Source organism: Fodinicola feengrottensis (assembly GCF_010993775.1).
Lineage (GTDB): Bacteria > Actinomycetota > Actinomycetes > Mycobacteriales > HKI-0501 > Fodinicola > Fodinicola feengrottensis.
In genome coordinates this window covers 38,628-64,296 of the sequence record NZ_WOTO01000044.1, presented here as the reverse complement: position 1 = coordinate 64,296, position 25,669 = coordinate 38,628, and the positions used below count along the sequence as shown (strand labels likewise).

Annotated in this window: 17 protein-coding genes, 1 rRNA gene, 7 pseudogenes and 1 riboswitch; of the genes and pseudogenes, 7 read left to right on the top strand and 18 right to left on the bottom strand. The window is 67.3% G+C overall.

Going from position 1 to position 25,669, the window contains the following annotated elements; translation table 11 throughout:
* Positions 1 to 173: 173 nt before the first annotated feature.
* The 5 genes and pseudogenes from GNX96_RS33320 to thiO all read right to left on the bottom strand — a co-directional run.
* Positions 174 to 1,691: ribosomal RNA gene (locus tag GNX96_RS33320) — 16S ribosomal RNA — on the bottom strand.
* Positions 1,692 to 2,823: 1,132 nt separating this feature from the next.
* Complete coding sequence (locus tag GNX96_RS33315; RefSeq protein ID WP_279582145.1) at positions 2,824 to 3,453, bottom strand: DNA-3-methyladenine glycosylase; 630 nt, start codon at positions 3,451 to 3,453, stop codon at positions 2,824 to 2,826.
* Positions 3,454 to 3,575: 122 nt separating this feature from the next.
* Positions 3,576 to 4,331 (bottom strand): thiazole synthase, encoded by a 756-nt coding sequence (gene thiG / locus GNX96_RS33310; protein WP_163571913.1) that lies wholly within the window; start codon positions 4,329 to 4,331, stop codon positions 3,576 to 3,578.
* Between the two features lie 3 nt (positions 4,332 to 4,334).
* Positions 4,335 to 4,415: a ubiquitin family protein gene (locus GNX96_RS61605; protein ID WP_313885838.1), complete on the bottom strand. Its 81-nt coding sequence runs from the start codon at positions 4,413 to 4,415 to the stop codon at positions 4,335 to 4,337.
* 253 nt (positions 4,416 to 4,668) lie between these two features.
* Positions 4,669 to 5,639: pseudogene (thiO, locus tag GNX96_RS33300) on the bottom strand (glycine oxidase ThiO); the annotation flags it as partial.
* Positions 5,630 to 5,742, bottom strand: a riboswitch (TPP riboswitch). (Overlaps the previous pseudogene by 10 nt.)
* A 36-nt stretch (positions 5,743 to 5,778) precedes the next feature.
* Between thiO and thiE the strand changes: the two are divergent.
* From thiE to GNX96_RS33280, 4 genes are all read left to right on the top strand, one after another.
* Positions 5,779 to 6,435 carry a thiamine phosphate synthase gene (thiE, locus tag GNX96_RS33295; protein ID WP_163571912.1) on the top strand — a complete coding sequence of 219 codons (657 nt, stop codon included), beginning with the start codon at positions 5,779 to 5,781 and terminating at the stop codon, positions 6,433 to 6,435.
* A gap of 7 nt (positions 6,436 to 6,442) precedes the next feature.
* Complete coding sequence (locus GNX96_RS33290) at positions 6,443 to 7,168, top strand: hypothetical protein (protein WP_163571911.1); 726 nt, start codon at positions 6,443 to 6,445, stop codon at positions 7,166 to 7,168.
* Positions 7,123 to 8,793 carry a helicase-associated domain-containing protein gene (locus GNX96_RS33285; protein WP_163571910.1) on the top strand — a complete coding sequence of 557 codons (1,671 nt, stop codon included), beginning with the start codon at positions 7,123 to 7,125 and terminating at the stop codon, positions 8,791 to 8,793. The genes GNX96_RS33290 and GNX96_RS33285 overlap by 46 nt, the downstream gene beginning before the upstream one ends.
* Positions 8,794 to 8,859: 66 nt before the next feature.
* A complete protein-coding gene (locus GNX96_RS33280; RefSeq protein WP_279582144.1) occupies positions 8,860 to 9,315 on the top strand; it encodes a pyridoxamine 5'-phosphate oxidase family protein in 456 nt (151 codons plus the stop codon).
* Here GNX96_RS33280 and argH read toward each other — a convergent pair.
* From argH to argC, 8 genes and pseudogenes are all read right to left on the bottom strand, one after another.
* Positions 9,316 to 10,730, bottom strand: a pseudogene (argH, locus tag GNX96_RS33275) (argininosuccinate lyase). It lies immediately after the preceding gene.
* A gap of 101 nt (positions 10,731 to 10,831) precedes the next feature.
* Positions 10,832 to 11,059, bottom strand: a complete 228-nt coding sequence (locus GNX96_RS57125; protein WP_279582143.1) for an arginine repressor — start codon at positions 11,057 to 11,059, stop codon at positions 10,832 to 10,834.
* A gap of 48 nt (positions 11,060 to 11,107) precedes the next feature.
* A complete protein-coding gene (locus GNX96_RS57120; RefSeq protein WP_279582142.1) occupies positions 11,108 to 11,335 on the bottom strand; it encodes an arginine repressor in 228 nt (75 codons plus the stop codon).
* A complete protein-coding gene (gene argF / locus GNX96_RS33265; protein WP_163571909.1) occupies positions 11,332 to 12,252 on the bottom strand; it encodes an ornithine carbamoyltransferase in 921 nt (306 codons plus the stop codon). Before argF ends, GNX96_RS57120 begins: the two co-directional genes overlap by 4 nt.
* Complete coding sequence (locus GNX96_RS57115; RefSeq protein WP_279582151.1) at positions 12,249 to 13,418, bottom strand: acetylornithine transaminase; 1,170 nt, start codon at positions 13,416 to 13,418, stop codon at positions 12,249 to 12,251. Before GNX96_RS57115 ends, argF begins: the two co-directional genes overlap by 4 nt.
* Before the next feature lie 87 nt (positions 13,419 to 13,505).
* Positions 13,506 to 14,207, bottom strand: a pseudogene (argB, locus tag GNX96_RS57110) (acetylglutamate kinase); the annotation flags it as partial.
* A 98-nt stretch (positions 14,208 to 14,305) separates the two neighbouring features.
* Positions 14,306 to 15,406 carry a bifunctional glutamate N-acetyltransferase/amino-acid acetyltransferase ArgJ gene (gene argJ, locus GNX96_RS33255; protein ID WP_279582141.1) on the bottom strand — a complete coding sequence of 367 codons (1,101 nt, stop codon included), beginning with the start codon at positions 15,404 to 15,406 and terminating at the stop codon, positions 14,306 to 14,308.
* A gap of 46 nt (positions 15,407 to 15,452) precedes the next feature.
* Positions 15,453 to 16,471 (bottom strand): annotated as a pseudogene (gene argC, locus GNX96_RS33250) (N-acetyl-gamma-glutamyl-phosphate reductase).
* A 334-nt stretch (positions 16,472 to 16,805) separates the two neighbouring features.
* On the opposite strand from argC, the gene GNX96_RS33245 reads away from it, so the two are divergent.
* Positions 16,806 to 17,876 carry a M20 family metallopeptidase gene (locus GNX96_RS33245; RefSeq protein ID WP_313885837.1) on the top strand — a complete coding sequence of 357 codons (1,071 nt, stop codon included), beginning with the start codon at positions 16,806 to 16,808 and terminating at the stop codon, positions 17,874 to 17,876.
* Between the two features lie 111 nt (positions 17,877 to 17,987).
* Here GNX96_RS33245 and GNX96_RS33240 read toward each other — a convergent pair whose 3' ends face one another.
* The 5 genes and pseudogenes from GNX96_RS33240 to pheS form a co-directional block, all read right to left on the bottom strand.
* Positions 17,988 to 18,170, bottom strand: a complete 183-nt coding sequence (locus GNX96_RS33240; RefSeq protein ID WP_163571906.1) for a BldC family transcriptional regulator — start codon at positions 18,168 to 18,170, stop codon at positions 17,988 to 17,990.
* A gap of 132 nt (positions 18,171 to 18,302) precedes the next feature.
* A pseudogene (locus GNX96_RS33235) lies at positions 18,303 to 19,536 on the bottom strand (Nramp family divalent metal transporter).
* 635 nt (positions 19,537 to 20,171) lie between these two features.
* Positions 20,172 to 20,396, bottom strand: a pseudogene (locus GNX96_RS61595) (phenylalanine--tRNA ligase subunit beta-related protein); the annotation flags it as partial.
* Between the two features lie 27 nt (positions 20,397 to 20,423).
* Positions 20,424 to 22,667, bottom strand: a complete 2,244-nt coding sequence (gene pheT, locus GNX96_RS33230; RefSeq protein WP_313885835.1) for a phenylalanine--tRNA ligase subunit beta — start codon at positions 22,665 to 22,667, stop codon at positions 20,424 to 20,426.
* Positions 22,667 to 23,736, bottom strand: a pseudogene (pheS, locus tag GNX96_RS33225) (phenylalanine--tRNA ligase subunit alpha). Before pheS ends, pheT begins: the two are co-directional and overlap by 1 nt.
* Before the next feature lie 455 nt (positions 23,737 to 24,191).
* Here pheS and GNX96_RS33220 point away from each other — a divergent pair.
* Together GNX96_RS33220 and GNX96_RS33215 are read left to right on the top strand one after the other, a co-directional pair.
* Entirely contained in the window at positions 24,192 to 24,542 is a 351-nt protein-coding gene (locus tag GNX96_RS33220; RefSeq protein WP_163571905.1) for a hypothetical protein, read from the top strand.
* The gene (locus tag GNX96_RS33215) at positions 24,527 to 25,654 is read left to right on the top strand and encodes a serine hydrolase (RefSeq protein WP_279582140.1); all 1,128 of its coding nucleotides are present in this window, start codon (positions 24,527 to 24,529) and stop codon (positions 25,652 to 25,654) included. The genes GNX96_RS33220 and GNX96_RS33215 overlap by 16 nt, the downstream gene beginning before the upstream one ends.
* Positions 25,655 to 25,669 lie beyond the last annotated feature (15 nt).

Sequence of the window (25,669 nt, the reverse complement as noted above, 5' to 3'; positions counted from 1 at the left end):
CCAGCACCGGAACGACCAGCGTTCCACTCCCGCCGAGGCGGAAAGTACTAGACAGGAAGCCCAGTGAAGATGATCTGTTGTCAGCGTTCCACCCATGAGCACCACTCGGACATGCACATTCCGACGTGGGTCTGCGCGACCGGAGCGAACTCCGACCGCGAGATGCTCCTTAGAAAGGAGGTGATCCAGCCGCACCTTCCGGTACGGCTACCTTGTTACGACTTAGTCCTAATCGCCGATCCCACCTTCGACAGCTCCCTCCCTTGCGGGTTGAGCCACTGGCTTCGGGTGTTACCGACTTTCATGACTTGACGGGCGGTGTGTACAAGGCCCGGGAACGTATTCACCGCAGCGTTGCTGATCTGCGATTACTAGCGACTCCGACTTCATGGGGTCGAGTTGCAGACCCCAATCCGAACTGAGACCGGCTTTTTGAGATTCGCTCCACCTTGCGGTTTCGCAGCCCTTTGTACCGGCCATTGTAGCATGCGTGCAGCCCAAGACATAAGGGGCATGATGACTTGACGTCGTCCCCACCTTCCTCCGAGTTGACCCCGGCAGTCTCCTATGAGTCCCCGGCATTACCCGCTGGCAACATAGAACGAGGGTTGCGCTCGTTGCGGGACTTAACCCAACATCTCACGACACGAGCTGACGACAGCCATGCACCACCTGTGAACCGCCCTTGCGGACCCCGTATCTCTACGAGTTTTCGGCCCATGTCAAGCCTTGGTAAGGTTCTTCGCGTTGCGTCGAATTAAGCCGCATGCTCCGCCGCTTGTGCGGGCCCCCGTCAATTCCTTTGAGTTTTAGCCTTGCGGCCGTACTCCCCAGGCGGGGCGCTTAATGCGTTAGCTGCGGCACGGATCCCGTGGAAGGGAACCCACACCTAGCGCCCAACGTTTACGGCGTGGACTACCAGGGTATCTAATCCTGTTCGCTCCCCACGCTTTCGCTCTCCTCAGCGTCAGTTACGGCCCAGAGACCCGCCTTCGCCACCGGTGTTCCTCCTGATATCTGCGCATTTCACCGCTACACCAGGAATTCCAGTCTCCCCTACCGCACTCTAGCCAGCCCGTATCGACTGCAGACCCGGGGTTGAGCCCCGGGATTTCACAATCGACGTGACAAGCCGCCTACGAGCTCTTTACGCCCAATAATTCCGGACAACGCTTGCACCCTACGTATTACCGCGGCTGCTGGCACGTAGTTAGCCGGTGCTTCTTCTGCAGGTACCGTCACTTGCGCTTCGTCCCTGCTGAAAGAGGTTTACGACCCGAAGGCCTTCATCCCTCACGCGGCGTCGCTGCGTCAGGCTTTCGCCCATTGCGCAATATTCCCCACTGCTGCCTCCCGTAGGAGTCTGGGCCGTGTCTCAGTCCCAGTGTGGCCGGTCGCCCTCTCAGGCCGGCTACCCGTCGTCGCCTTGGTGGGCCACTACCCCACCAACAAGCTGATAGGCCGCGGGCCCATCCCCAACCGAAAAACTTTCCACCACCAAGGATGCCCAAGGAGGTCATATCCGGTATTAGACCTAGTTTCCCAGGCTTATCCCAGAGTTGGGGGCAGGTTGCCCACGTGTTACTCACCCGTTCGCCGCTCGAGTACCCCGAAAGGCCTTTCCGCTCGACTTGCATGTGTTAAGCACGCCGCCAGCGTTCGTCCTGAGCCAGGATCAAACTCTCCATTGATGTATATATGAATTCCCCACCGAGGCAGGTGCATCGACATAACAGAGCGACAAGAACCGGCGAAGGCCCCTGTCGATGAAACCTGGCATTCAAACAAGCTGACACTTGTTTTCATACCAAAAAAATCCTTGTCAGCCGCCATATTGGCGACTCACTCGGGATTGTTCATTGGCACTGACAATCCAACACGCTGTTGAGTTCTCAAAGAACAACCGCTTCCGGTTCCAGGCCTTTGGGCCGTTCTTCCGGCTGCTTCTCAACCCTACCTCAGCGATTTTCTCCGCTTCAGTGGGGGGCTGGCCCCGTTCCAGTGGCTCCGAGTCCGTCTTTTGCTTTCCCCATAGGGAAAACTCCGACTTTCCGGTGTCTCCGGCCTTACCGCTTCAGGACCTTATCGCAGCGATTTTCGGCGCTGTGAGCGGGGTTCTGAGTTCCAGTGGCCCGACCGGCTGGCTCGCTTCCATCGAGTGGAAGCCCGCCGCACTGTTCGGTGCGCCTCTGGCCTTACACCCCCAGTACTCTACCGCAGCGATTTTCGGCGCTGCCGTGGGGGGTCCTGGGCTCCAGCGATCCGACCTGTCGGCTGGCTTTCTCTTTCGAGTGGGCCGTTCGATTTTCGTTCGGTGCCTCGCTGGCAGAGAGAAAGTTACGGCTCGATGGACAGCAGAGTCAAATCCGCTCCGAGTGTCCCCGGTCACAGTGCTTCTGGCGGCAGTTCCTGCCGCTGGGCGGTCGGACCCAGGTCGCCGGGGCGCCCCCGAGAACGGGGCACCCCACCGCCCTGCGTCGTGCCGGCCTGCCGGCGCCCGCGTGGTCAGGTAGCCGCCAGACGTTTCGCGCATCTCACTGAACGAACTGCTCGGACAGTCAGACCCGAGTCGCCGTTGCACCCCACCCGCCCTGCGTCGTGCCGGCCTGCCGGCGCCCGCGTGGTCAGGTAGCCGCCAGACGTTTCGCGCATCTCACTGAACGAACTGCTCGGACAGTCAGACCCGAGTCGCCGTTGCACCCCACCGCCCTGCGTCGTGCCGGCCTGCCGGCGCCGGCGTGAGCAGGTAGCCGCCGGACGTTTGCGCACCTCACTGGTCGAACTGTTGGGACGGTCGGGTAGCCACTGACAGCCTGTGGTTGCTTAGGCGGTGGACGTTTGGGCAGGTCGGGAGCGTTTGACTGCTGGTCGGTACGGGGACACGGCCGGGTCGCCGTCGATCCAGAAGCGCCAGGGTGTGCCCGCGCCCTCCCCGGCCACGCCCGTGCGAGGGCCGCTGAGCACCCGCTTCGGTGGCACGGACTTGCCGGCCAGCAGGCGTACCGACGACTGGGGATCCAACAGATCGACGCCGTCCGCGTCCCTGGTCAGGTCCAGGCACTTGGCCAACCGAGCTGGCCCGCGAGCCAGCTCGCGGTCCGTCGCGCCCAGCCGGCGGTCCCTGGCGATCTCGACGCCATCCACGACCTCGCCGCCACGGAACAAAACAGCCGATCCGACGCCAGCTGGGCGGCATGCCACATTCGCGCAAAAATGCATGCCATACGTGAAATAGACGTACAACGTGCCGGGTTTGCCGAACACCGAGGAGTTCCGCGCGGTCTGGCCGCGGTGCGCATGCGAGCCCGGATCCTCACCGATCCCCGCGTACGCCTCGACCTCAACCAACCGAAGCGTCACCCCGTTGGCGCTGAAGAAACACCCCAGCAACGCCTTCGCCGCCGTCACCGGATCCCCCGCCCAGCACCCGCGCCAAATCCTTCGCCACGCCACTCCCTCTAGTCAGCAACTACCGCACCAGCACCGTCACCGAATGATGCCGCCCAAAATGTGCCGCCCCCGAACTCGAGCCTCCACCCTCCCACCGACATTCCCGTCCCACCGGGTTGGAGGGGCTAGCGGGAGGGGGAGGATGCGTGCGCCCAGAAACGTTTGGGGATGCGGCCGGCCCGGTACGCGTGGCGGCCGGCTTCGGTGGCCAGGCGCATCGCGACGGCCATTCGTTCGGGGTCGTCTGCCCTGGTCACGGCCGTGGCCATGAGCACGGCCGAGCAGCCGAGTTCCATCGCGAGAGCGGCGTCGGAAGCGGTGCCGACACCGGCGTCGAGGATCACCGGGACGCCGGCGCGGGCCACGATGAGCTCGATGTTGTGTGGGTTCCGGATGCCTAGTCCGGTACCGATCGGCGAGCCCAGCGGCATCACCACCGCGCAACCGGCTTGTTCGAGCCGCAACGCGAGGACCGGGTCGTCGTTCGCGTACGGCAGGACCGTGAAACCGTCCTCGACCAGCTGTTCCGCCGCGTCCAACAACTCCAGCGGATCCGGCAACAGCGTCTGGTCGTCCGCGACGACTTCCAGCTTCACCCACGAAGTGCCCAGCGCCTCGCGTGCGAGCCGAGCGGTCAGCACGGCCTCCGCTGCCGTCCGACAGCCCGCGGTGTTGGGCAGCGGCTCAATGCCCAACCGGGCGAGCAACTCCCACACCCCGGTCTGGCCGACGGCGTCCGCGCGGCGCATCGCCACCGTCGTCAACTCCGTCCCAGAGGCTACGAGCGCGCGCTCCAGCGACTCCAGACTCGATGCGCCGCCCGTACCCATCACCAGCCGCGACGAGAACTCCCGAGCAGCGATCACCAGCGGATCGTCCATCGCTCACCCTCCCTGTGTGGCGGTCAGGATCTCGACGCGGCTGCCATCGAGTACGGGCGTGCTGCCCCATTCCGAGCGCGGCACCACCGCGTCGTCCAACGCCACCGCGATGCCGCCGGTCCGATGCCCAACAGCTCCACCACCGAAGCCACCGTGGCCCCCTCGGCGAGCTCTCGGAATGACCCGTTGACCTGCGCTTTCATTGACTCCCCTTCACAGACGACAGATGCCGGTCCGGCCGTAAGGAATCCGGTGGATCAGCGCCAGCCAGCGTCGCGACCACCAGGTCCGCGGTGACTGGCGCGAGCAGGATTCCGTTGCGGTGATGGCCGGTCGCGACCACCAATCCCGGCTCCAGCCAGCCGACCAGCGGCCGGTTGTCCGGCGACCCGGGTCGCAACCCTGCGATGCATTCGACCAGCTCGTACTCCCCAATCGCCGGCATCACCCGCTCGGCGTCGGCCAACAGATCGCGCACGCCGCCGACGGTCACCGTCGTGTCGAAACCCGCCTCGTACTGAGTGGCCCCCAGCACCAGTCCGCCGTCGTCCCGCGGTACGAGATAGACGTGCCGCCCACCGACCAGCGCTCGCACCGTCCGACGCGGCGGCCCGACCGCGCCGACCCGAGCCCTCAATCGCAGGATTTCGCCTTTGACCGGCCGAATCACCTTGCTGAGCCGGCGACAGATCTGCCCGCTCCAAGCGCCGGCGGCGAGGACCACCACGTCAGCCTCGACCGTTCGACCGCTGGCCAACAAAACCCGGCCGGCGCGTACGTCCGCAGCCGCCTCGGCGACGTGCGGAACGCCAGAAATGGCTCTGCGTAAGGCATCCAGCAGTTGTCGATTGTCGACGGAGTAGTCGTCCGGCATCGCCAGACCGCCACGGACCGGGCCACCGATCGCCGGCTCCCGCACTCGTACGTCCCGCGCCCGCAGCACCTCGACACGGCGGCCCAGACTGTCCAAATAGGACGCGAGCCGATCCAGCTCGGCCCGATCGGAACCGTCGGCGGCGACCACGATCGTGCCGTCTTTTCGCAGCCCAGCCGACACGCCCGCAGCGGCTGCGAGCTCAGCCGCGTACGACGGCCAGAGCCGCACCGACTCGACGCGCCCAGCGCGAGCAGGCTCTCCTCGCCGGGCCAGGCCTCGGTGATCGGCGCGAGCATCCCGCCGGCGACGTATGAGGCTCCCGACGCGGGCGCCGGATCGACCAACGTCACCGACCAGCCGGCGGCCACCGCGCGCCAGCAAATGGACAGGCCGATGACACCACCGCCCACCACGACCACAGTTCTCGGCATTCCACGCTCCCTGCGCCGGCATGACCCGGATCAGGTTCGACGGTCGAAGCGGGTGATCGCTTCCTCTCAGCCCGGATAACCCCGGACTCCCGTGCGGACCAGCTCTCACTCTAACCCGAGAGATCGCTACGGTGAGGGCATGCCGAACCGCGATCCCCGGCGGCGCCTTGCCGACGCCCGGCTCTATTTGTGTACGGACGCGCGCCGCGAGCGCGGCGATCTCGCCGCGTTCGTGGACGCCGCGCTCGCTGGTGGCGTCGATGTCGTACAGCTCAGAGACAAGAGCCCGCTCGAAGCGCGAGAGGAACTGGCGGCGCTGGAGGTCCTGGCGGCGGCGTGTGAGCGCCACAACGCGCTGCTCGCGGTCAACGACCGGGCCGACGTCGCGCTCGCGGCCAGTGCCGATGTCCTGCATCTCGGACAGGACGACCTGCCGGTTTCCTGGGCCCGCCGCATCGTCGGCGACGATGTGGTGATCGGCCGGTCGACACACGATCCAGCACAGGCGGCAGCCGGTGCGACCGAGCCCGGCGTCGACTATTTCTGCACCGGACCGTGCTGGACCACACCGACCAAGCCGGGGCGGCCAGCGGCCGGGCTCGATCTCGTACGGGAGACGGCCGCCAGCGGCACCGCGAGGCCGTGGTTCGCGATCGGTGGCATCGACGCGGACCGGCTGGACGAGGTGATCGCCGCCGGCGCGCGCGGGGTGGTGGTCGTACGAGCGATTACCGACGCCGACGATCCACGTGCGGCCGCCGAGCGGTTCGCCATCCGACTGCGTAAGGAGGGCTGACAACCACGTGGACACCGCGACCCTGCGGCGGCTCGGAATCGAGGGCCTGACCGATCTGCTCGCACTGCGCCCGGACGTGACCGCCGAGCCGGCGCCGCGATCGCTGCAGGAACTCAGCGCCCGGCTGGACAATCCCCGCTCGGTCGTTCGTGCCCTGCACCAGGTCGACCTGCCCACCCTGCAGGTGTGTGAGGCGTTGGCCGCGCTTGGCGACCAGCCGTCGGTGAAGGACTTGGCGCACCTGATGGGTGTCCGCAGCCGGGACGAGGACCTGCAGCGCTGCTTGGCCGTCCTCCGCTCGTACGCACTGGTCACCGAAGACACCGGTGGCAACCAGCCCCGGCTGGTCGCCGACCACGGCGCGACGGTGGGGACCTTGCGGCTGGTAGCAGCGGCGCGGATGGCGTGGGATCCCCCGCTCGGTCTCGGCCCGCCGCTGGCCGACCTGCTGCCGGACCGGACCGTCGACGCCCTCGGCAAGATGTTGCTCGCCCTCAATATCCCCCGGCCGCGGCTGAAGGCCGAGATAGTCGACGCGCTGCTGGCCGCGCTCGGCGATCCGGAGCGGGTGCGATCGATCGTCGGGCACGGCGACGACGAGATCCAGGCCATCCTGGCCGAAACCGCCGAGACCGGTCAGGCCATCAGCAAGTTCGACTATCCAGCCGTACGAGCGAAAAAAAAAACGTGTCGCCACTGGACTGGGCGGTGGCCCGCGGCCTGCTTTTCGTGAGCATGTGGGACAACACTGAGCTGGTGATGCCCTCGGAGGTCATGCTCGCGTTGCGGGACGGCGGTTTCACCGCGCCTTTCGAGCCGCGCCGGCCAGAGGTCGAGCACTGGCCGGTCGAGCCTGCCCTGGTCGCCCAGGACTCGCTCGCGGCGGCCGGCCGATTCCTGCGGTTGGTCACCGAAATCCTCGACCAGGCCGGTCGCAAGCCGATCCCGTCGCTGAAGAGCGGGAGGCTGAACGTACAAGAACGACGCCGGGTCGCGAAGACTGTCGACACCGCCGCGGAGGTCAACGCCGTCGTACGACTGGCCCTGAGCGCTGAGTTGCTGGCCGTGACCGACAAGGCGCTGTCGCCCACCGAGGCGTACGACGACTGGCGGCTGCTGGACCCGGCCGACCAGCTGGCGAACCTGCTGTCGACCTGGTGGACCCTGCCCGCGCCGGCGTCCCCTGACAAGGTCACCCACCCTGACCTGGACATTTCGCCTTTGCGCCGGAACATCCTGCGGGTCGCTGCGGCCACTGGGGAGGCGGTCAACGGCGAGAGAGCGGTCACCGCCGGGTTCTGGGCCGCGCCGGCCTGTTGGCCGGACGACCTCACCTCGGACGACGGGTGGGCGACCTGGCAGGAAGCGGTTCTCCTCGGGGTGATCGGCGCGGAGGCGGTCAGCCCGGCCGGTCTCGCGTTGCTGGCCGAGGATCAGGACGGACTACGCAAGGCCTTCGACGGCGTCGGTGAGACCGAGCACACCGTACGACTGCAGACCGACCTAACCGCCGTGGTGAGCGGCACCCCGAGCGCTCAGCTGCGGGCGTTGCTGGATCTGGTGGCCGATCGGGAGACTCGCGGCACCGCGTCGACCTGGCGGTTCTCCCCGGCGAGCGTCCGGCGCGCGCTCGACTCCGGCTATCCGCTGGAGGACCTGCTCGGCGATCTGGAGGCGGCCGCGAGCGGTTCGCTGCCGCAGCCGCTGGGCTACTTGATCCGCGATGTCGGTCGTACCCACGGAGGCATCCGCGCGGTCGAGGTGGCTTGCTGCCTGCGCTCGGAAGATGCCGCGCTGCTGACCGAAATCGTGGCGGACCGGCGGTTACGCGCTCTTGGGTTATGGACGCTCGCGCCGACCGTGGTAGCCAGCCCGCGACCGCTCGCCGCCGAGACGCTGGATGCGCTGCGTACGGCCGGTTTCGCGCCGGTCGCCGAGTCCGCCGACGGCGTACCGATGCTGGAACGTGTCGTGCACCACCGTGCCGATCCAGCCGGGAAGCGCCGGACCGCGACGGTGTCCCGGACGACCGATCCGGCCGAACTGGCTCGGCTGCTGCTGGCCAGCTCGGACCACGACGCGGCGCTGACCCCGCCGTCGAACACCACGAACCTGCTCCGCCCGCAGGCTCGCCGGCTGAGCGACAGCGACAGCGACCTGCGGATCCTCGCCGACGCGATCGACGAGCAGCGGCCGGTCAGCATCGACTACGTCACCCAGAACGGCGGCCACAGCCGCCGGGTGATCGAGCAGATCGAACTCGACGGCGCGGTCCTGCACGCATATTGCCGGCTCCGCGAAGACGACCGCGCCTTCACCCTCAGCCGGATCCTGTCCGTCGAACCCGTCACCGACTGATTTCCGTCAGACCCGGCCTTTCAGTGGGGGTCATGTTCTGTCGGTGCTCGGTGCGACGATGAACACATGACGGCGTGGCGGGACGTGGAAGCGGCGGAGCCGGAGTTCGCGCGGCGCGTACGAGCGCTGTTCGACGCTCACAAACACAAGACGATCGCGACCCTGCGTGCCGACGGGTCGCCGCGGATCTCCGGCATCGAGACGGTCTTCGAAGCCGGAGAGCTGGGTTTCGGCTCGATGCCGAAGGCGCGCAAGGGCGCGGACCTGCGCCGGGATCCGCGGTTCGCGCTGCACAGCAGCACACGTCGACCCGGTCGAGGGCGCCGAGGCGCAGTGGCCGGGCGAGGCGAAAATCGCCGGGCGGGCGATCGCCGCCGGACCGGACGACGACAGCTTCCACGCCGACATCGCCGAAGTCGTCCACACCCACCTCAACGAAACGGCCACGCTGCTCGTGGTCGAGTGGTGGACACCCGCCGCCGGACTCCGAAGAGTCGACCGCGATTAGGAGACACGCCCTAACTACCGGCCGGCCCAGGCGCGCTGGAGGGCCACGTCCTTACGAGCGTCCGCCAGTTGTTCCCGTACGCGATCAGGCGCGGTGCCGCCTACGGCGTTCCGGGAGGCGATGGAGCCGGAGACGCTGAGGACAGCGCGTACGGCCGGAGTGAGGTGCGCCGAGATGGCCGCCAGGTCGGCGTCGGTCAGGTCGGACAGCCCGATGTCGCGAGTCTCACACGCCTGGACGCAGGCGCCGGCGACCTCGTGCGCCTCCCGGAAAGGCACGCCCTGGCGGACCAGCCACTCCGCGATGTCGGTGGCGAGGGTGAAACCCAGCGGCGCGGTCTCGGCCATCCGCTCGGTGTTGAAGCGGATTGTCGACATCATGCCGATAAAGGCCGGCAGCACGGTTTCCAGCGTTTCCAAGGAATCGAAGACCGGCTCCTTGTCCTCCTGGAGGTCCCGGTTGTAAGCGAGCGGCAGGCCCTTGAGCGTGGTCAGCAGGCCGCTGAGGTTGCCCACCAGCCGACCTGTCTTGCCGCGCGCGAGCTCGGCGATGTCCGGGTTTTTCTTCTGCGGCATGATCGACGACCCGGTCGCGTACGCGTCGTCCAGCACCGCGTAGAAGAACTCGGCGGTCGTCCAGAGCACGATCTCCTCGGCGATCCTGGACAGGTTCACGCCCGCCATCGCGAGCACGAAGGCCAGCTCAGCGGCGAAGTCCCGGGACGCGGTGCCGTCGATCGAGTTCGCCACCGGGCCGTCGAAGCCCAGCTCGGCGGCCACGAACGCCGGGTCGAGGCCGAGTGAGGAACCGGCCAGCGCGCCGGATCCATAAGGCGAGTACGCCGTACGACCGTCCCAGTCGCGCAGCCGCGACGCGTCCCGGCTGAAGGCCTGGACGTGCGCGAGCAGGTGGTGCGACAGGAGCACCGGCTGAGCGTGTTGCAGATGCGTACGCCCTGGCAGCGCCACGCCCATGTGCAGCTCAGCCTGGTCGCAGAGCGCCTCGGACAGCTCGGCGAACAGCCGCCCGACGATCCGCGCGTGATCCCGGCAGTACATCCGGAACTGGGTGGCGATCTGGTCGTTCCGGGAACGCCCGGCGCGCAACTTTCCGCCGAGCGTGCCGAGCCGCTCGATCAGGCCGCGCTCCAGCGCGGTGTGCACGTCCTCGTCGTCGATGGTCGGCTTGAACTCGCCGGACGCGCAGGCCGCTTCGAGGTCGTCGAGCGCGGCAAGCATCGACCCGAGCTCGTCGTTGGTCAGCAGCCCGGCGCGGGACACAGCACCTTCGCGTGGGCGCGGGAGCCGGCGATGTCGTACGGCGCCAGCCGCCAGTCGAACTGCACCGACACCGACAGTTTCGCCAGCGCGTCGGCCGGGCCGCCGGCGAACCGGCCGCCCCAGAGTCGGGTGGGTTGCTGCGTCGTCACGTCTTGCGACCCTACGGGAGCCACTTCGGCGGCCTGCGATTGCACTGCGTTACCCCTTCACGAACTTGAAGTTTTTTTGTTGCTGTGTCCACAAGACCGGCTCAGGGTTCTCGGTGGGCCCAGCGGCGAAGACGAGAGGCGAGATCCTCGCCGCCGTCGGAAGCGCGGGCGATGACCAGGATCGTGTCGTCGCCGGCGATGGTGCCGAGGATGTCGGAAAGGCCGGAGCGGTCCAGCGCCGAGGCGACATATTGGGCGGCGCCGGGCGGCGTACGCAGGACGACCAGGTTGCCGTTGGCTTCGGCGGAGGTCAGCAGCTCCTCGAGCACCCCCGCACCATCCTCGCCGGCGCGTCCACCGAAGGGCGCAGCGGGCCTTCACCCTCGTCGGGAATGACGTAGACCGACGGCTCGCCGTCCGCGCCGCGCAGTTTTGACCGCGCCGAGTTCCTCCAGGTCACGGGAAAGCGTGGCCTGGGTGACCGACATTCCGTGCTCCGCCAGCAATCCGACCAGCTCGGTCTGCGATTTCACCGCACGCGTACGCACCAGCTCCGAGATTCGGGCGTGCCGGGCGGTTTTTGTGGGTGGCGCGGCCGAAGTCATCTCGACAGCAGCCAGGTAAGCAGCGCTTTCTGCACGTGCAGCCGGTTTCCGGCCTGCTGCCAGACCGCGCTGTGCTCGCCGTCCATCACCTCATCGGTGATCTCATCACCACGATGGGCCGGCAGACAATGCAGAACCACCACATTCTCGGCTGCCCGCCCGACCGCGGCACTGTCCACTGTGTACGGACGGAAGGGCCGGTGCCGGTCGACGCCGTCTTCCTCCTGGCCCATCGAGGTCCACGTGTCGGTGGCGAGCACGTCCGCGCCGTTCGCCGCCTCGGCCGGATCAGGTACGACCGCGACCGACCCGCCGGTTTCCTTGGCGATGGTCGCGGCCCGCTCGACAATCTCCGGCGCCGGGTCAAAACCGTCCGGGCCACACACTCGTACGTGCATGCCAGCCGTCGCGCCGGCGAGCAAATAGGAATGCGCCATGTTGTTCGCCGCATCGCCGAGATAAGTCAGGGTCAGGCCGGCCGTACGACCGAACTTCTCCCGTACGGTCAGCAAATCCGCCAGCAGCTGGCACGGGTGAAAGCCGTCGGTCAGGGCGTTGACGACGGGTACGCTCGCCGCGCTCGCCAGCTCGGCGATCCGGTCGTCGCCGAAAGTCCGGATAACAATCGCGGACACGTATTCTGAGAGCACTTTCGCGGTGTCAGCGATGGTTTCGCCGCGTCCCAGCTGCGAATTCTGCGCGTCCACGACCACCGCATGGCCGCCCAGCTCGGAAATGCCCACGTCGAAAGAAAGTCGCGTACGCGTCGAAGGCTTCTCGAAAATCACTGCCACCGACCGCGGTCCATCGAGCGGTTTTTGGCCGTAGCGGTCGGCTTTCATCGCGGCGGCGAGGTCCAGCACCTCGGCCTGCTCGGCCGGGCTCAGGTCATCGTCTCGCAGGAAATGCCGGGTCACTGGCCGGCCCTGTCCAGCGCGGTCGGCAAGGCGGCCACAAACCCGTCGGCCTGCTCATCGGTCAGGATCAGCGGTGGCGCCAGCCGGATCACGTCAGCGCAGGTCGCGTTGACGAGATAGCCGCTTTCCTGCAGCTCCTCCTGAAGCCGCGCCGCGATCGGGTCGACAGTGACCACGCCGATGAGCATCCCGGCGCTGCGGACCTTCGCGATTTTCCGATGGTCAAGACCTTCGATGCCGCTGACGATCCGCTCCCCCAGCGTCTTTGCCCGGTCCAGCAACCCTTCGGACTCGATGACATCAAGGGTGGCCAACGCGGCCGCGCAGCAGATCGGATTGCCGCCGAACGTCGTACCGTGCTTGCCAGGCGTCAAAAGCTCAGCAGCCGGGCCAAAAGCGAGGCAGACGCCGATCGGCAGGCCACCGCCGAGCGCCTTGGCCACCGTCACCAGGTCGGGTTCGATTCCCTCGGCCTGATAGGCGAACCAGCCGCCCGTACGCCCGATGCCAGTCTGGATCTCGTCGATCGTCAGCAGGGCGCCACTGTCCGCGGTGATCTGCCGAGCCGCGGCCAGATATCCGGGCGGTGACGGAATAACGCCGGCCTCACCGAGCACCGGCTCGACGATGACCATCGCGGTCTCGTCGGTGACGGCCGCGCGCAGCGCTTCCACGTCACCGAAAGGCACGTGCGTGACAGTTGGCAGCAAAGGCGCGAAAGGCGTGGTCTTCGCGGGCTGTCCGGTCAGCGAGAGCGCGCGCCCCATCGTACGGCCGTGGAACGCGTCCACGGTGGCGACCAGATGCGTACGACCGGTCAACCGGGAGATCTTGATCGCGGCCTCGACGGCCTCGGTTCCGGAATTGCCGAAATACACCTTGCCGTCGCGGCCAGTCAGCGCCAGCAGCCGCTCGGCCAGCTTCACCACCGGTGGGGTAGCGAAGAAATTCGACGTGTGCGCGAGCGTCGCGATCTGGTCGCTGACCGCCTTGACCACCGCCGGATGGCCGTGGCCGAGCGCGTTCACCGCGATGCCGCCAAACATGTCCACATAGGACTTGCCGGTCTCGTCGGTGACCACCGCGCCGTCGCCTCGGACGAGGGCGGCGCGGGGACGGCCGTACGTGTTCATGATCGACGACTCAAACTGGTCGAGAAGGCTCATGACGGGTCCACCATCGTTTCCGATCCCCTCCGGGGTGAAGATTTCCAAGAGCACCGAATGCGGCAGCCGGCCGTCGATCACGTGCGCACCGGAGCAGCCGCCCTGGACGGCCCGCAGGCAGGCCTCCATTTTCGGCACCATGCCACTGTCCAATGTGGGCAGCAGTTTTTCCAGGTCGTTGGCGTTGATCCGGCTCACCAACGAGTCGCGGTCCGGCCAGTTTCGGTACAGGCCCTCGACATCGGTGAGCACGACGAGCCGCTCGGCGCCCAGCGCGATCGCCAGGGCGGCCGCCGCCGTGTCCGCGTTCAGGTTGTGCACCTGACCGTCGACATCTGGGGCCACGGTGGATATCACCGGGATCCGGCCGGCTTGGATCAGGTCCGTCACCGCGTCCGGGTTCACCGACTCGACATCGCCGACCAGGCCGACATCGACCGCTTCGCCGTTCACGTACGCGGATCTGCGAGTCGCCGTCAGCAGCCGGCCGTCTTCACCGGACATCCCCACCGCCAGCGGACCGTGCGCGTTGAGAGTGTTCACCAGTTCACGGCCGACCTGCCCGACCAGCACCATCCGGACGATTTCCAGGGTTTCCGCAGTGGTCACCCGCAGGCCGCCGCGGAACTCACTGTCGATGCCCAGCCGGTGCAGCATCGACGAAATCTGCGGGCCGCCGCCGTGCACCACCACCGGCCGGATGCCGGCGGACCGCAGGAACACCAGGTCCTGCGCGAAAGCCTCGGTCAACGGCCGATCGGTCATCACGTGACCGCCGTACTTGATCACCACGACCTTGCCGTAAAACCGTTGCAACCATGGCAAAGCCTCGATAAGCGTACGCGCCTTGGCGACCGCGTCGACGGCGTGCGCCGGAATAGTGGCGCTCACGTCGAATACGCCGAATTCTCGTGGACGTACGCCTCGGTGAGATCGTTCGTCCAGATCGTGCCGCTCCGCGTACCCGCGTGCAGGGCCACCTTCACATGCACAGCCCTGCCTTGAAAAACGACCTTCTCCGGAGACTCGTCCGGCTCGCCGCCCGTACACACCTGGACGCCGTTGATCGCCACATCCAGTTGGTGCGGCTCAAAAGTCGCCTTGGTCGTACCAGCCGCGGCCAGCACCCGACCCCAGTTCGGGTCCTCGCCATAAATCGCGCATTTGAAGAGTGAGCTGCGGGCGACCGCGCGGCCGACTTCCAGAGCGTCCGCCTCCGAAGCCGCGTCGACCACCTCGATGGTGATGTCATGCGCCGATCCTTCGGCATCGCCCATCAACTGCATCGCAAGATCCTGGCAGACCGCGGTGACCGCTGAGGTCAGCTCGACCACATCCACCTCGATACCGGACGCACCGGATGCCAACAAAGTGACAGTGTCGTTTGTGGACTGACAGCCGTCGGAGTCGAGCCGGTCGAAGGTTGCCGCGGTCGCGGACCGCAGCGCCTGGTCGCAGGTCGCGCTGTCGGCCTTCGCGTCCGTGGTGATCACCACCAGCATGGTCGCCAGCGCCGGCGCCAGCATTCCAGCGCCTTTCGCCATGCCGCCGACACTCCAGCCATCCCGGCGTACGAGCGACTGCTTGGCGTGGGTGTCGGTCGTCATGATCGCCTCGGCGGCGTCATTCCCACCATCGCTGGAAAGTTTGTCCGACGCCTCGCGTACGCCAGCCAGCAGCCGGTCACGCTGGAAATGGACGCCGATCAGACCAGTCGAGCAGACCAGCACGTCGACCGCGCCGGAGCCGATCAGCTCGCCCACCAGTTCCGCGGTCGCGTGGGTGGTCTCAAAACCGGTGGCGCCGGTGTAACAATTGGCACCGCCGGAGTTGAGGACGACAGCCCGCAGATGCCCGTCCCGGATCGCCTGCTCGCTCCACAACACCGGGTTGGCTTTGCAGCGGTTGCTGGTGAAAACCGCCGCGGCCGCGTCGAACGGGCCGTCGTTGACGACGAGAGCAACATCTTTGTTGCCGCTGTCCTTCAACCCGGCGGTAACGCCAGCAGCCCGAAATCGGCCGGATAGGTCACACTCACGGAGCCACCCCGTTGATCGGCAGGCCGGCCGTCTCGGCCAGCCCGAGAACGATGTTCGCATCCTGCACCGCCTGGCCGGCGGCGCCCTTGCCCAGGTTGTCGATCGCGCTGACCACGATGATCCGGCCGGAGTCGATGTCCACCGTGCCCTGCAAATGAGCCGAGTTGCTACCAAAAGTCGCCGCGGTGTGCGGCATCTGGCCTTCGGGCAGGACATGCACGAACGGCTCGGTTCCGTACGCGTCCTGCAAAACTTCGCGTACGTCCGCGGCTGTCACGTTTTTGGTCGGTTGCGCCGTCACCGTGGACAGCAGGCCACGAGGCATCGGGGCGAGCAGCGGCGTGAGAGACAGGGTTTTCGCTCTGCTGGCCTGCTTGATCTCCGGCACGTGCTGATGGGCACCCACTTTGTACGGCGAAAGGTCCCCCATCACCTCACTGCCGAGCAGGCGCGCCTTGGCCGACCGGCCGGCGCCCCCGAGGTGCCGGAAGCGGCTACGACCACCACGTCCTGCGGCGACGCGATGCCGGCGGCGATGAGCGGCGCCAGCGCGAGAATCGTTGCCACCGCGTAACAACCGGTGTTGGCGATCCTCTTGGACGCGGCGATCGCCGATCGCTGGCCCGGCAGTTCCGGCAGCCCGTACGTCCAGGTGCCGGCGTGCTCACCGCCGTAATAACGCTGCCACGCATCGGCGTCGGCCAGCCGAAAATCGGCGCCAAGGTCCACTATCGCGGTCTGTTCCGGCAGTTGCGCGGCCAGCGCGGCCGACTGTCCGTGCGGCAGCGCGAGAAACACCAGGTCCGCGGCGCCGAGCACGTCCACGTTGGTCGGCTGCAGCACCAGGTCCGCGAGAGTGACCAGCTGCGGGTGCACCTCCCCGACCCGCTTGCCGGCCTGCTCGTACGCGGTCGCCGCGACGACTTCCAGCTCCGGATGGCCCGCCAGCAGACGCAGCAGCTCGCCGCCCGCGTACCCGCTGGCACCGGCCACCGCCACCTGTATGCCCACCATGTCTCCTCTCGCCCTCCCGTACGACTATGCACTAGACCGCATATTCATGCAATCTCATTGCTCGTACGGTCGCACTCCTCTCTCGCTGACTGTGACGAAACGGCGGATGAAACGGACTTGGGTTCGGCGACTCCGCAGCACCGAAGTCAGATACCGTACTCACACGGATCAAGAGAGGGACAAGGGTGAGCGTCCGAGGTGTCGACCGGATGGCCGTACGCGCCGGCGCACACGATGACCGCGAATCCGTTCTGGCTTTGACCCGTAGCCTTGTGCGGATTCCCAGCCGCAGCCGTATCGACTCGTACGAGCCGATTGTCGACTACCTCATGACCTGGATGGCCAGCCACGGCCTCCCGGCCGCGGTCCTTCGCGACACCGCGGGCAACGCCGTGGCCGTCACCGCCCAGATCAGCGGCGCGGCCGGGTCACACTGGGTTCTGGACGCCTGCCTGGACACCGCGCACCGTTCGGCGACGAGTCCGCCTGGGCCCATTCGCCCACTTCCGCCGTCATCCAAAACGGCTGGATGTACGGCCGTGGCAGCAGCGACTCCAAGGTCGCCATCGCCATTTTCTGTCACCTCGCGGTGCGCCTTCAGGCCGCCCGCCATCGACTCCACGGGACCCTTAGCCTGCTCTTCGATCTGGACGAACACACCGGCGGATTCGCTGGCGCCAAGGCATTTTTCGAGGGTTCACAAGGCAACGCGGTCCGCCCGGACGGGGTGATGATCGGCTATCCGGGCCTGGACGCGTTGGTCATCGGTGGGCGAGGCGTCCATCGGCTCCAGATCGACGTACACGGCGTGGCGTCCCACTCGGGTGGCCGCGTGGGCACCCCCAATGCGGTCGACAAAGCAGCCGACCTCATCCGTCGTCTTCGGGCCACACCAATTCCCGCGACGGGGACGACACATTTTCCACCCGAAGCGAAAATTACCGTCACCGCGATCTCGGGCGGTCAAGGTTTCAGCATCACACCCGACTTGTGCCACCTGAACGTCGACATTCGCACGACTCCAACCTTCGACGACGAAGCCGCGACACAACACATCGCCGAGATCGTCGCCAGCGTCGACAAAGACTGGACCGCCACACCTGCGACGCGCGTTCAACTACTTCTGCATTGGCCCGCCTACGCACTTGACAAGGAGTCGCCGCTGCGCGCGACGATCATCGCGTCCGCCGCCGGTCACGGTATTCGGGTCCGACCAAAGATCGCTGGACCTTCCAACATCGGAAACTACCTCGCCGAACTCGGCATCCCAGCCACCGCGGGATTCGGCGTCGTCCACGCCGGTCTGCACGCCACTGACGAACGATTCCGAATAGACTCGGTTCCCGCTGTCCAAGCCATCTACCACGAGTCTTTGCTGATGCTCATGAGTCCGAAACTGCGCTAGCTCGCCGACGGCCAGATCTGTTGCGCAGTCGAACATTCTCGCGAGTGCGCGCCCGTACGAACGAATGCCCAGCACCTAATCGATCATTATCATCGCAGATTTGAGGCGCCGTCACGAGCGACCGCTGCCCCAGGCGAAGCAGGCCTCTACGTCCGCTTCGGCAAAACGATGGTGTCCTCCAAGAGTCCGGACACTCGGGAGTCGACCCGCGATCGCCCATCGTCTGACTGTGCGGGGGTCCACCCGGAAAAGGACCGCGACCTCGGCGGGCGTGAGTAGCCTTTCGGAATCCATCCAACACCTCCACTCCAAGGATCCCGGCTTTTTCGTCCCTCGCCTAATGCGCAGTCGAACCGAGGTCGGGACCGACACCGGCCGGTGACTTGACCAGCTGCGTACGGGACCCACCCCAGGTTTGTCGGGTGACTACGAGAGGACGGTCAGCCAAATAAGGGTGAGGTTGAGGACAATCACGGCCGCCGCGATCAGGCTGGCGATGACCACCGTCGTACGCGCGTTGGCCGACGCGCCCATGATCGCCCGGCGGGAGGTCAGCACGACCAGCGGAATCATCACGAACGGGATCCCGAAGGACAACACCACCTGGGAGATGATCAGCGCCCACGTCGGGTCGACGCCGATGCCCAGGATGACCAGCGCGGGCAGCAAAGTGACAACCCGCCGGATCATCAGCGGGATCTTCCGGCGGAGCAGCCCCTGCATGATCACGGCGCCGGCGTAACACCCCACTGACGTCGACGCGAGGCCCGAGGCCAGCAGCCCCACCGCGAAAAGCAGCGCGACCGGCGCGCCCAGCACCTGACCGATGGCCGCGTGGGCACCCTGCAGCGTGTCCACGTGAGAGCGGCCGCGCAGCGCGGAAGCGGCCAGCAACACCATGCCCAGGTTGACCGTGCCAGCCAGCAACATCGCCAGCACCACGTCCCAGCGGGTCGCCGACAGCAGTCGCTTGCGGGTCTCGCCGGACACCTGACCATGCCGGTCCCGGGCGAGCGCCGAATGCAGGTAGATCGCGTGCGGCATGACGGTCGCACCCAGCATGCCCGCGGCCAGCAGGACGCTCGGCGGGCCGTCGAAAGCCGGCACCAGCCCGCCCACGACTCCACTCACCGACGGCGGTGACCAAAACAGGCCGGCCACGAACCCGACGGCGATCACCAGCAACAGGCCGGAAATCACCCGCTCGAACGGTCGCTGGCCGCGCTGGCTCTGCACCGCCAGCAAGCCCAGCGACACCGCCCCGGTGATCACTCCGCCGACCAGCAGCGGCAGATGGAACAGCAGGTTCAGCGCGATCGCGCCACCGATCACCTCGGCCAGGTCGGTCGCCGCGGCCACCACCTCGGCCTGCAGCCAGTACGCCACTCGGGCCGGCCGGTTCATTCGGTCCCGTACCACCTCCGGCAGCGACTGGCCGGTGACCAGGCCGAGCTTGGCTGACAGGTACTGCAGCAGGCCGGCCATCAGGTTCGCCACCACGATGACCCAGACCAGTAGGTAGCCGTACCGCGCGCCGGCCGACACGTTGGTCGCCACACATTTCCGGGTCGACGTACGCGACCGCGGCCACGAACGCCGGCCCCAGCAGCGCGGACGAGGCGACCATCCGTGCCATCGTGGGCCGTACCTTCTGCAGCATTCCCTGTTCCTACCGCCTCATCCGTCCCGATGGTTCGTACCCCATCTTCGCCGATGTTCGTCCCAACGGCGGATCGAGAACAGGAAAAACGAACCTGGCATCTCACCATGGTCGTGACCGGCCGGGCCCGCCGATGGTGTCGGCGTACGGCCGTGGCGGCTAACCCGCTGCTCCGTGCTCGGGCTGCTGCGCCGCAGCGGCAGCACTCTACATAGGGTGCGGCGCGAAACTGTCGTACCGTCGTGAAATTTTGAGCCCCCGCCCTTTCAGAAGGGTGGGGGGCGGGTGGCGGGTTTTTTATTACGTAAGTAACGCGCGCGCGAGATAAGCGCGCGTTCAACAGGGCACTGGCTGGCGGCTCGGCTGCCGGGCGGCTTGGCTTGCCGGGCGGCTTCGCCGAGTGCGGGACTTTATCCCGCACTCAACGCCGAGTGCGGGACTTTGTGCAGCGTTCGGTGTGAATACCGCGGGCTTGGCAGCCCAGGAGCCACACTGATCCCACAGGCCCCATATAGGGGCAGGCGCAAGAGACGAGCCGCTCCTGAACAGCGTTGACGCAATCGGAATCCGATTGTCACCGCGCCACCCCGGTGAGCTGCGGTTTCGGGATGGCGCGGTGACAATCGGACAAGGGGCTAACCGCGCAGGACCGCTCCGCAGCGGCGGCTGGCCTCGGCGACGGCGGCCTGGCGGGCGGCGGTCGCTTCCTCGACGGTGAGGGTGCGGTCGGGAGCGCGGAAGCGGAGCTTGTACGCCAAACTCTTGCGGCCCTCGCCGAGCTGCTCGCCCACGTAGACATCGAAGAGCCGCACGTCCTCGAGCAACTCCCCCGCGCCGTCCCGCAGTGCCGCCTCGACCTCGGCGGCCGGCGCGGGTCGACGGCACGGTCAGCGCCACGTCCTGGTGGCCGGCGGGTAGCCGGACACCTTCGGCGCGGACGGGTCCGGCTCACCGGCGTCCAGGATCGACGTCAGGTCGAGCTCGGCGGCCACCGTCCGGCGGGGCAGCTCCAGCGCCTCGCACACCGCCGGGTGCAGTTCGCCGGCATAGCCGACCACCTGCCCGTCGACACTGATCGCGGCGCACCGGCCCGGGTGCCACGGCGACTGCTCGGCGGCCGAAACGGTGATATCGACCTCGGCGGCCGAGGCGATCACGCGGACCGCATCCATGACGTCCGTCCACGAAAACTCCCGACCCTTGCCCCACCAGCCGGCCGGTTCGACCGCACCGGCGGCCGCGACCGCCACGTGCTCCCGCTGGATCGGCAGCGCCGCGTCCTGCGCGGCCAGCTCCTGCGCGGTCGGCCGGCGAGCGCCGGGCAGCACCGGGGCCGGCTGGCGGCCACCGACCGGCTCGGTGAAGGTCAGGCCGCATTCGTACGCCGACACGTCCCCGAGCCCGCGGCCAACGTTGCGTACGACCGTGGCCAACAACCCCGGCAGCAGGCTCGACCGCAGGTAGGACTGGTCGGCGGACAGCGGATTGGCCATCCGTACCAACCGGCGGCGCTCGTCGTCAGCCGGTACGCGCAGGCCGTCGAGCACCTCCGCGGACTGGAACGGGAACGACGGCACCTCGACATATCCGCCGTACGCGAGCGAGCGCGACACCGCACGGCGGCGCGACGCTGCCGGCGGGTCAGGCCACGGCCGGCCGGCGGCGGCCGGCAGCACCGGCTCGATCCGGTCATAGCCGTCGATCCGGGCCACCTCTTCGGCCAGGTCGGCGAGCTCGATCAGATCGGCCCGCCAGGTCGGGGGGGTCACGGTGAGCAGGCCAGCGGACTCGGCGACCGCGCATCCGACCTGGCTGAGCCGCCGGGCGACGGTGGCCGTGTCGTAGTCCACGCCGACCAGCCGGGACACCCCGGCTGGGTCGATCTCGACCGCGGGCAACGGTGTGGGCGAACCGACACTGCCGATGCCACCCTCGGCGTGGGCGCCGCCATAAGTCGTCAGCAGCTCGCTGGCCAGGGCGATCGCGACCGGACCCATCGCCGGGTCCACCCCGCGCTCGAACCGCCGGCCAGCCTCGGACAGCAGCGCGTGCCGGCGGATCGCCCGGCTGATCGTGACCGAGTCGAAGTGCGCCGCCTCCAGCAGCACGTCGGTGGTCGCGGCGCTGATCTCGCTGTACGCGCCGCCCATCACGCCGGCGAGGCCCTGGATGCGCTCGGCATCGGTGATCAGCAGGTCCTCATCGCCCAGGAAGTCCCGCTTGACGTCGTCGAGCGTGACCATCGACTCGCCGGCCGCCGCCCGGCGCACCACGATCGGACTCGCGAGCTTGTCCAGGTCGTACGCGTGCATGGGCTGGCCGGTCTGCAGCATGACGTAGTTCGTCACGTCGACCGCGAGGGAAATCGGGCGTACGCCCGCTTTCGACAGCCGAGCCCGCATCCACAATGGACTCGGCGCGGCCGGGTCGAAGCCGCGCAGCACCCGGTAGCTGAACCGATCGCAGCCCAGCGGATCCTCGATGCGCACCGAGAAAGCCGGCTCCGCACCGGCCGGCAATTCAATGTCACCCGGGTCGGCGAAATCCTCGTCCAGCACGGCCGCGAGTTCACGTCCAAGGCCACGCACCGAAAGTTGGTAACCGCGGTCGGGAGTCGGCTCGGTGACAAGCACGTCGTCGTGCAGTCCCAGCAGTTCCACCGCGTCGGCGCCGATCTCGGTTTCCGGCGGCAGCACCATAATCCCGGTGTGGTCGTCGCCCAGCCCGAGCTCGCGGGCCGAGCAGATCATCCCGTCCGAGGTCTTGCCGTACGTTTTCCGTGCGGTGATAGCGAAACCGCCGGGCAGCATCGATCCCGGCAGGGCCACCACGACGCGGTCCTGGGCGGCGAAGTTCTGCGCGCCACACACGATTCCGCGTACTGCGTCGTCACTGTCACTGTCCTTTGTGGATACCCGCAGCTGGGCCCACCGGATCGGCTTCTTGAAACCTTCCAGCACCTCGAAACTCAGCACCTCGCCGACCACCAGGCCGGCCACGTCCGCCGGGCCGGTGCTGACGATCTCGTCGACCTCAACACCGATCCGCTCGAGCAGGTCGACCACCTCGGTGGCCGGCCGGCCAGCCAGCGCCGGCACCGCTTCGACGAGCCACGACAACGGGACCCGCATTACGCCTCCACTCCGAAGTGCTGGGTGAACCGCAGGTCGCCCTCGGCGAACTCGCGCAGGTCCTCCACGCCGTGCCGGAACATGATCGTCCGGTCGATGCCCATGCCGAACGCGAAACCCGAATACTCGTCCGGGTCGATGCCGGCGGCCCGCAGGACATTGGGATGCACCATCCCGCAGCCGCCCCACTCGATCCACCGCGGGCCGCCCTTGGCCAGCGGGAACCACACGTCGACCTCCGCGCTGGGCTCGGTGAACGGGAAGAAGTGCGGCCGCAGCCGGGTCTTCGCGGCTGAGCCGAACAGCGCGCTGGCGAACCGGTCCAGCGTCCCGCGCAGGTGCGCCATCGACAGACCGCGGTCCACCGCCAGCCCCTCGACCTGCGCGAACACCGGCAGGTGGGTGGCGTCGTACTCGTCGTCTCGATAAGTGCGGCCGGGCACCACCACGTAGACCGGCAGCTCCCGGGACAGCAGCGAGCGCGCAGCTGTCCGGGTGAGGTGTGGGTCCGCAGGACGATGCCGTTTTCCGGCGGGTCAAGGAAAAGCGTGTCCTGCATGCTGCGGGCCGGGTGGTCCCGCTTGAAGTTCAGGCCGTCGAAGTTGAACCACTCCGTCTCGGCCTCCGGTCCCTCGGCGACCTCATACCCCATCGCCACGAACGTGTCCGCGATCAGCTCGGCGACGCTGGTGACCGGGTGCCGGGCACCGACCGGCCGGCGGCCGCCGGGCAACGTCACGTCCACTGTTTCTTCTCGCAGTACGTGGGCCTCGCGCTCGGCAGTCAACTGCGCACGGCGGCTGTCGTACGCGGCTTGGACGGCTTGCCGGGCCACATTCACTCGCTGGCCGGCATCTTTCTTGGCCTGCGGCGGCAATGCGCCGATCTCTCGACGGGCCAGCGACACCGGCGATCGGTCGCCGAAATGCGCGGGGCGCAGGGCCGTCAGCTCGTCAAGGTCCGCGGCGGCCGCAAAGGCCTTCTCGGCCGCCTCGGCGGCCGCGGTCAGGGCGTCCGGGCTGAGCGCGGCGACCTGTTTGGGATCGTAGGGATCGTTGGCACCTGACATCACATGATCGCTTCCGTGGGCGGACTCTCAGCAGCAGAGTCTATGGACGACGTCCGCACGGCTTGGCCGCGGCCCGCGAGGCCGGCGAGGACTGCTCAGACAGTCGCCGAGCAGGCGTCGATCGCGGCCCCAGCGGGCCGCGGAAATCGACGATCACGCACCATGGTGACGATTTTACCATCGCGGCCGCTGGGCAGCGGGACGCGGTCAGCACCGGACACCCCGAAACCCATCGGGTTTAGCGCCAAAAAAAAAGATCTCGAACCAATAACCCATCGACCGAACCGCCATAGAAGCCCCTCGACCACCTGCTATAACGTTGTAAATGTATGATCGCCCGCTATTTACTATCCGTCACCTACCGAACACAAAAAAATGACTTTTGTCATTTCTCCTTAACAATGCAACCAGCCAAGGCAAACCGTGAGTCTGTTAAACAAAAACGAGGTAGCTAAATGACGATGTCCAGGCGCGCCTTTGCCGTAGTGGCGGCCGGTGCGCTGCTGCTCGGTGGGGCCACCGCCCCTGCGCAGGCCGCCCCCAGCGGTGGCGCCGGGTTGGACGGCTGGCGCAGCGCACGGCTCGCGGTGGAACTACAGCACGCGATAGCGCAGCAGAATTTCAAGAACGTGCTCGACACCGAGCCGCCGGGCAGCGCGGCCGCCAGCCGGCTGGCCGCGATGTCCGACCAGGGGTACGAGCCGACGACGCCGACCCAACAGCGACTGCAGGCTCGTACGCTGAAGGCCGCCGCGACCACCCCCCGCAGCCGATCCACCAGACCCCCAACGTGGACGCCACGGTGATCGAGCTCGCCGCCGACGGCCACGCGCTCTCGGCCGCGAACGTGTTGCAGAGCCCGCAGTATCCGAACGGCCGGATCGTGCCGCTGGACGCGAACCTGTCCACCGACCAGGTCCGCTGGCGGTTCTGGGACGACACCCAGTGGGACGCCAACGGCGGCAGGGGCACCGACGACGTCATCGCCGGGGAGAACCAGCACGCTCCGATCGACTTCATGTCCCCCTATCCGGCGTCGGTGCTCAAGCTGATGGTCGGCTTCGGCGTGATGCAGCTGGTCGACAAGGGTGAGATCAAGCTGGACGACCCGTATTCGTACGTCCGTGCCGGCACCACTGGCTCGGCCTGCGGCACGAACGTCACCAAGCCGATCCGGCAGTTCTTCGACGAGATGATCACCGTCTCCAAGAACGAGTCGACCTGCGCGCTGATCAAGCTGCTGTGGGACCACAACGCGGTCAGCGGCCTCAACCAGCAGTTCGTCGACCTCGGCCTGCCGTATTTGCGGCTGGTCGGCACGAACCCGCAGAACGGCGGCACCTGGGGCGGGTCGAACATGAACTCGCTGGACACCGCGAAACTGCTGATGATCCTCAACGGCGCGGCCGGCCGGCTCTGGACCGCCCCGAACGGCTCCCCGGTCACCAAGGCGCTGCTGACCGACAGCTCCCGGCAGTTCTTCCTGTCCGAGCTGGGGCAGAACGCGCTCAGCCAGGTCTTGTCGACCACGGTCTGGTGTGGACGTGCGTACCCGGCGCCGGGCATCCCGGCGAAGCTGGCCGATCGCTGGGTGAACCCGACAAACGGCACGGTGACCGCGGACGGACGCGTGTACGGACAGGACGTACGCCCATGCAACGCCGCCGCGCAGGTGACATATGCACACAAGACCGGCTTCGTGGACACGTCCGGCCAGGATGCCGGCATCGTGCAGAACCTTCCTGGCAAGGCCTCGCGTCATTTCATCGTGGTGGTGCACACGAACCTGGGCACCCGCTACATCGACGTGAACCGCCCGGCCGACCCGCCCGGTATCTACCCGGTCGTTTACACCGAGAAGTTCGGCCTGCTCGGCAAGGCCATCGATCAACTCGTGACCAACCACCACAACAGCTAAACCCTTTCTCAACGA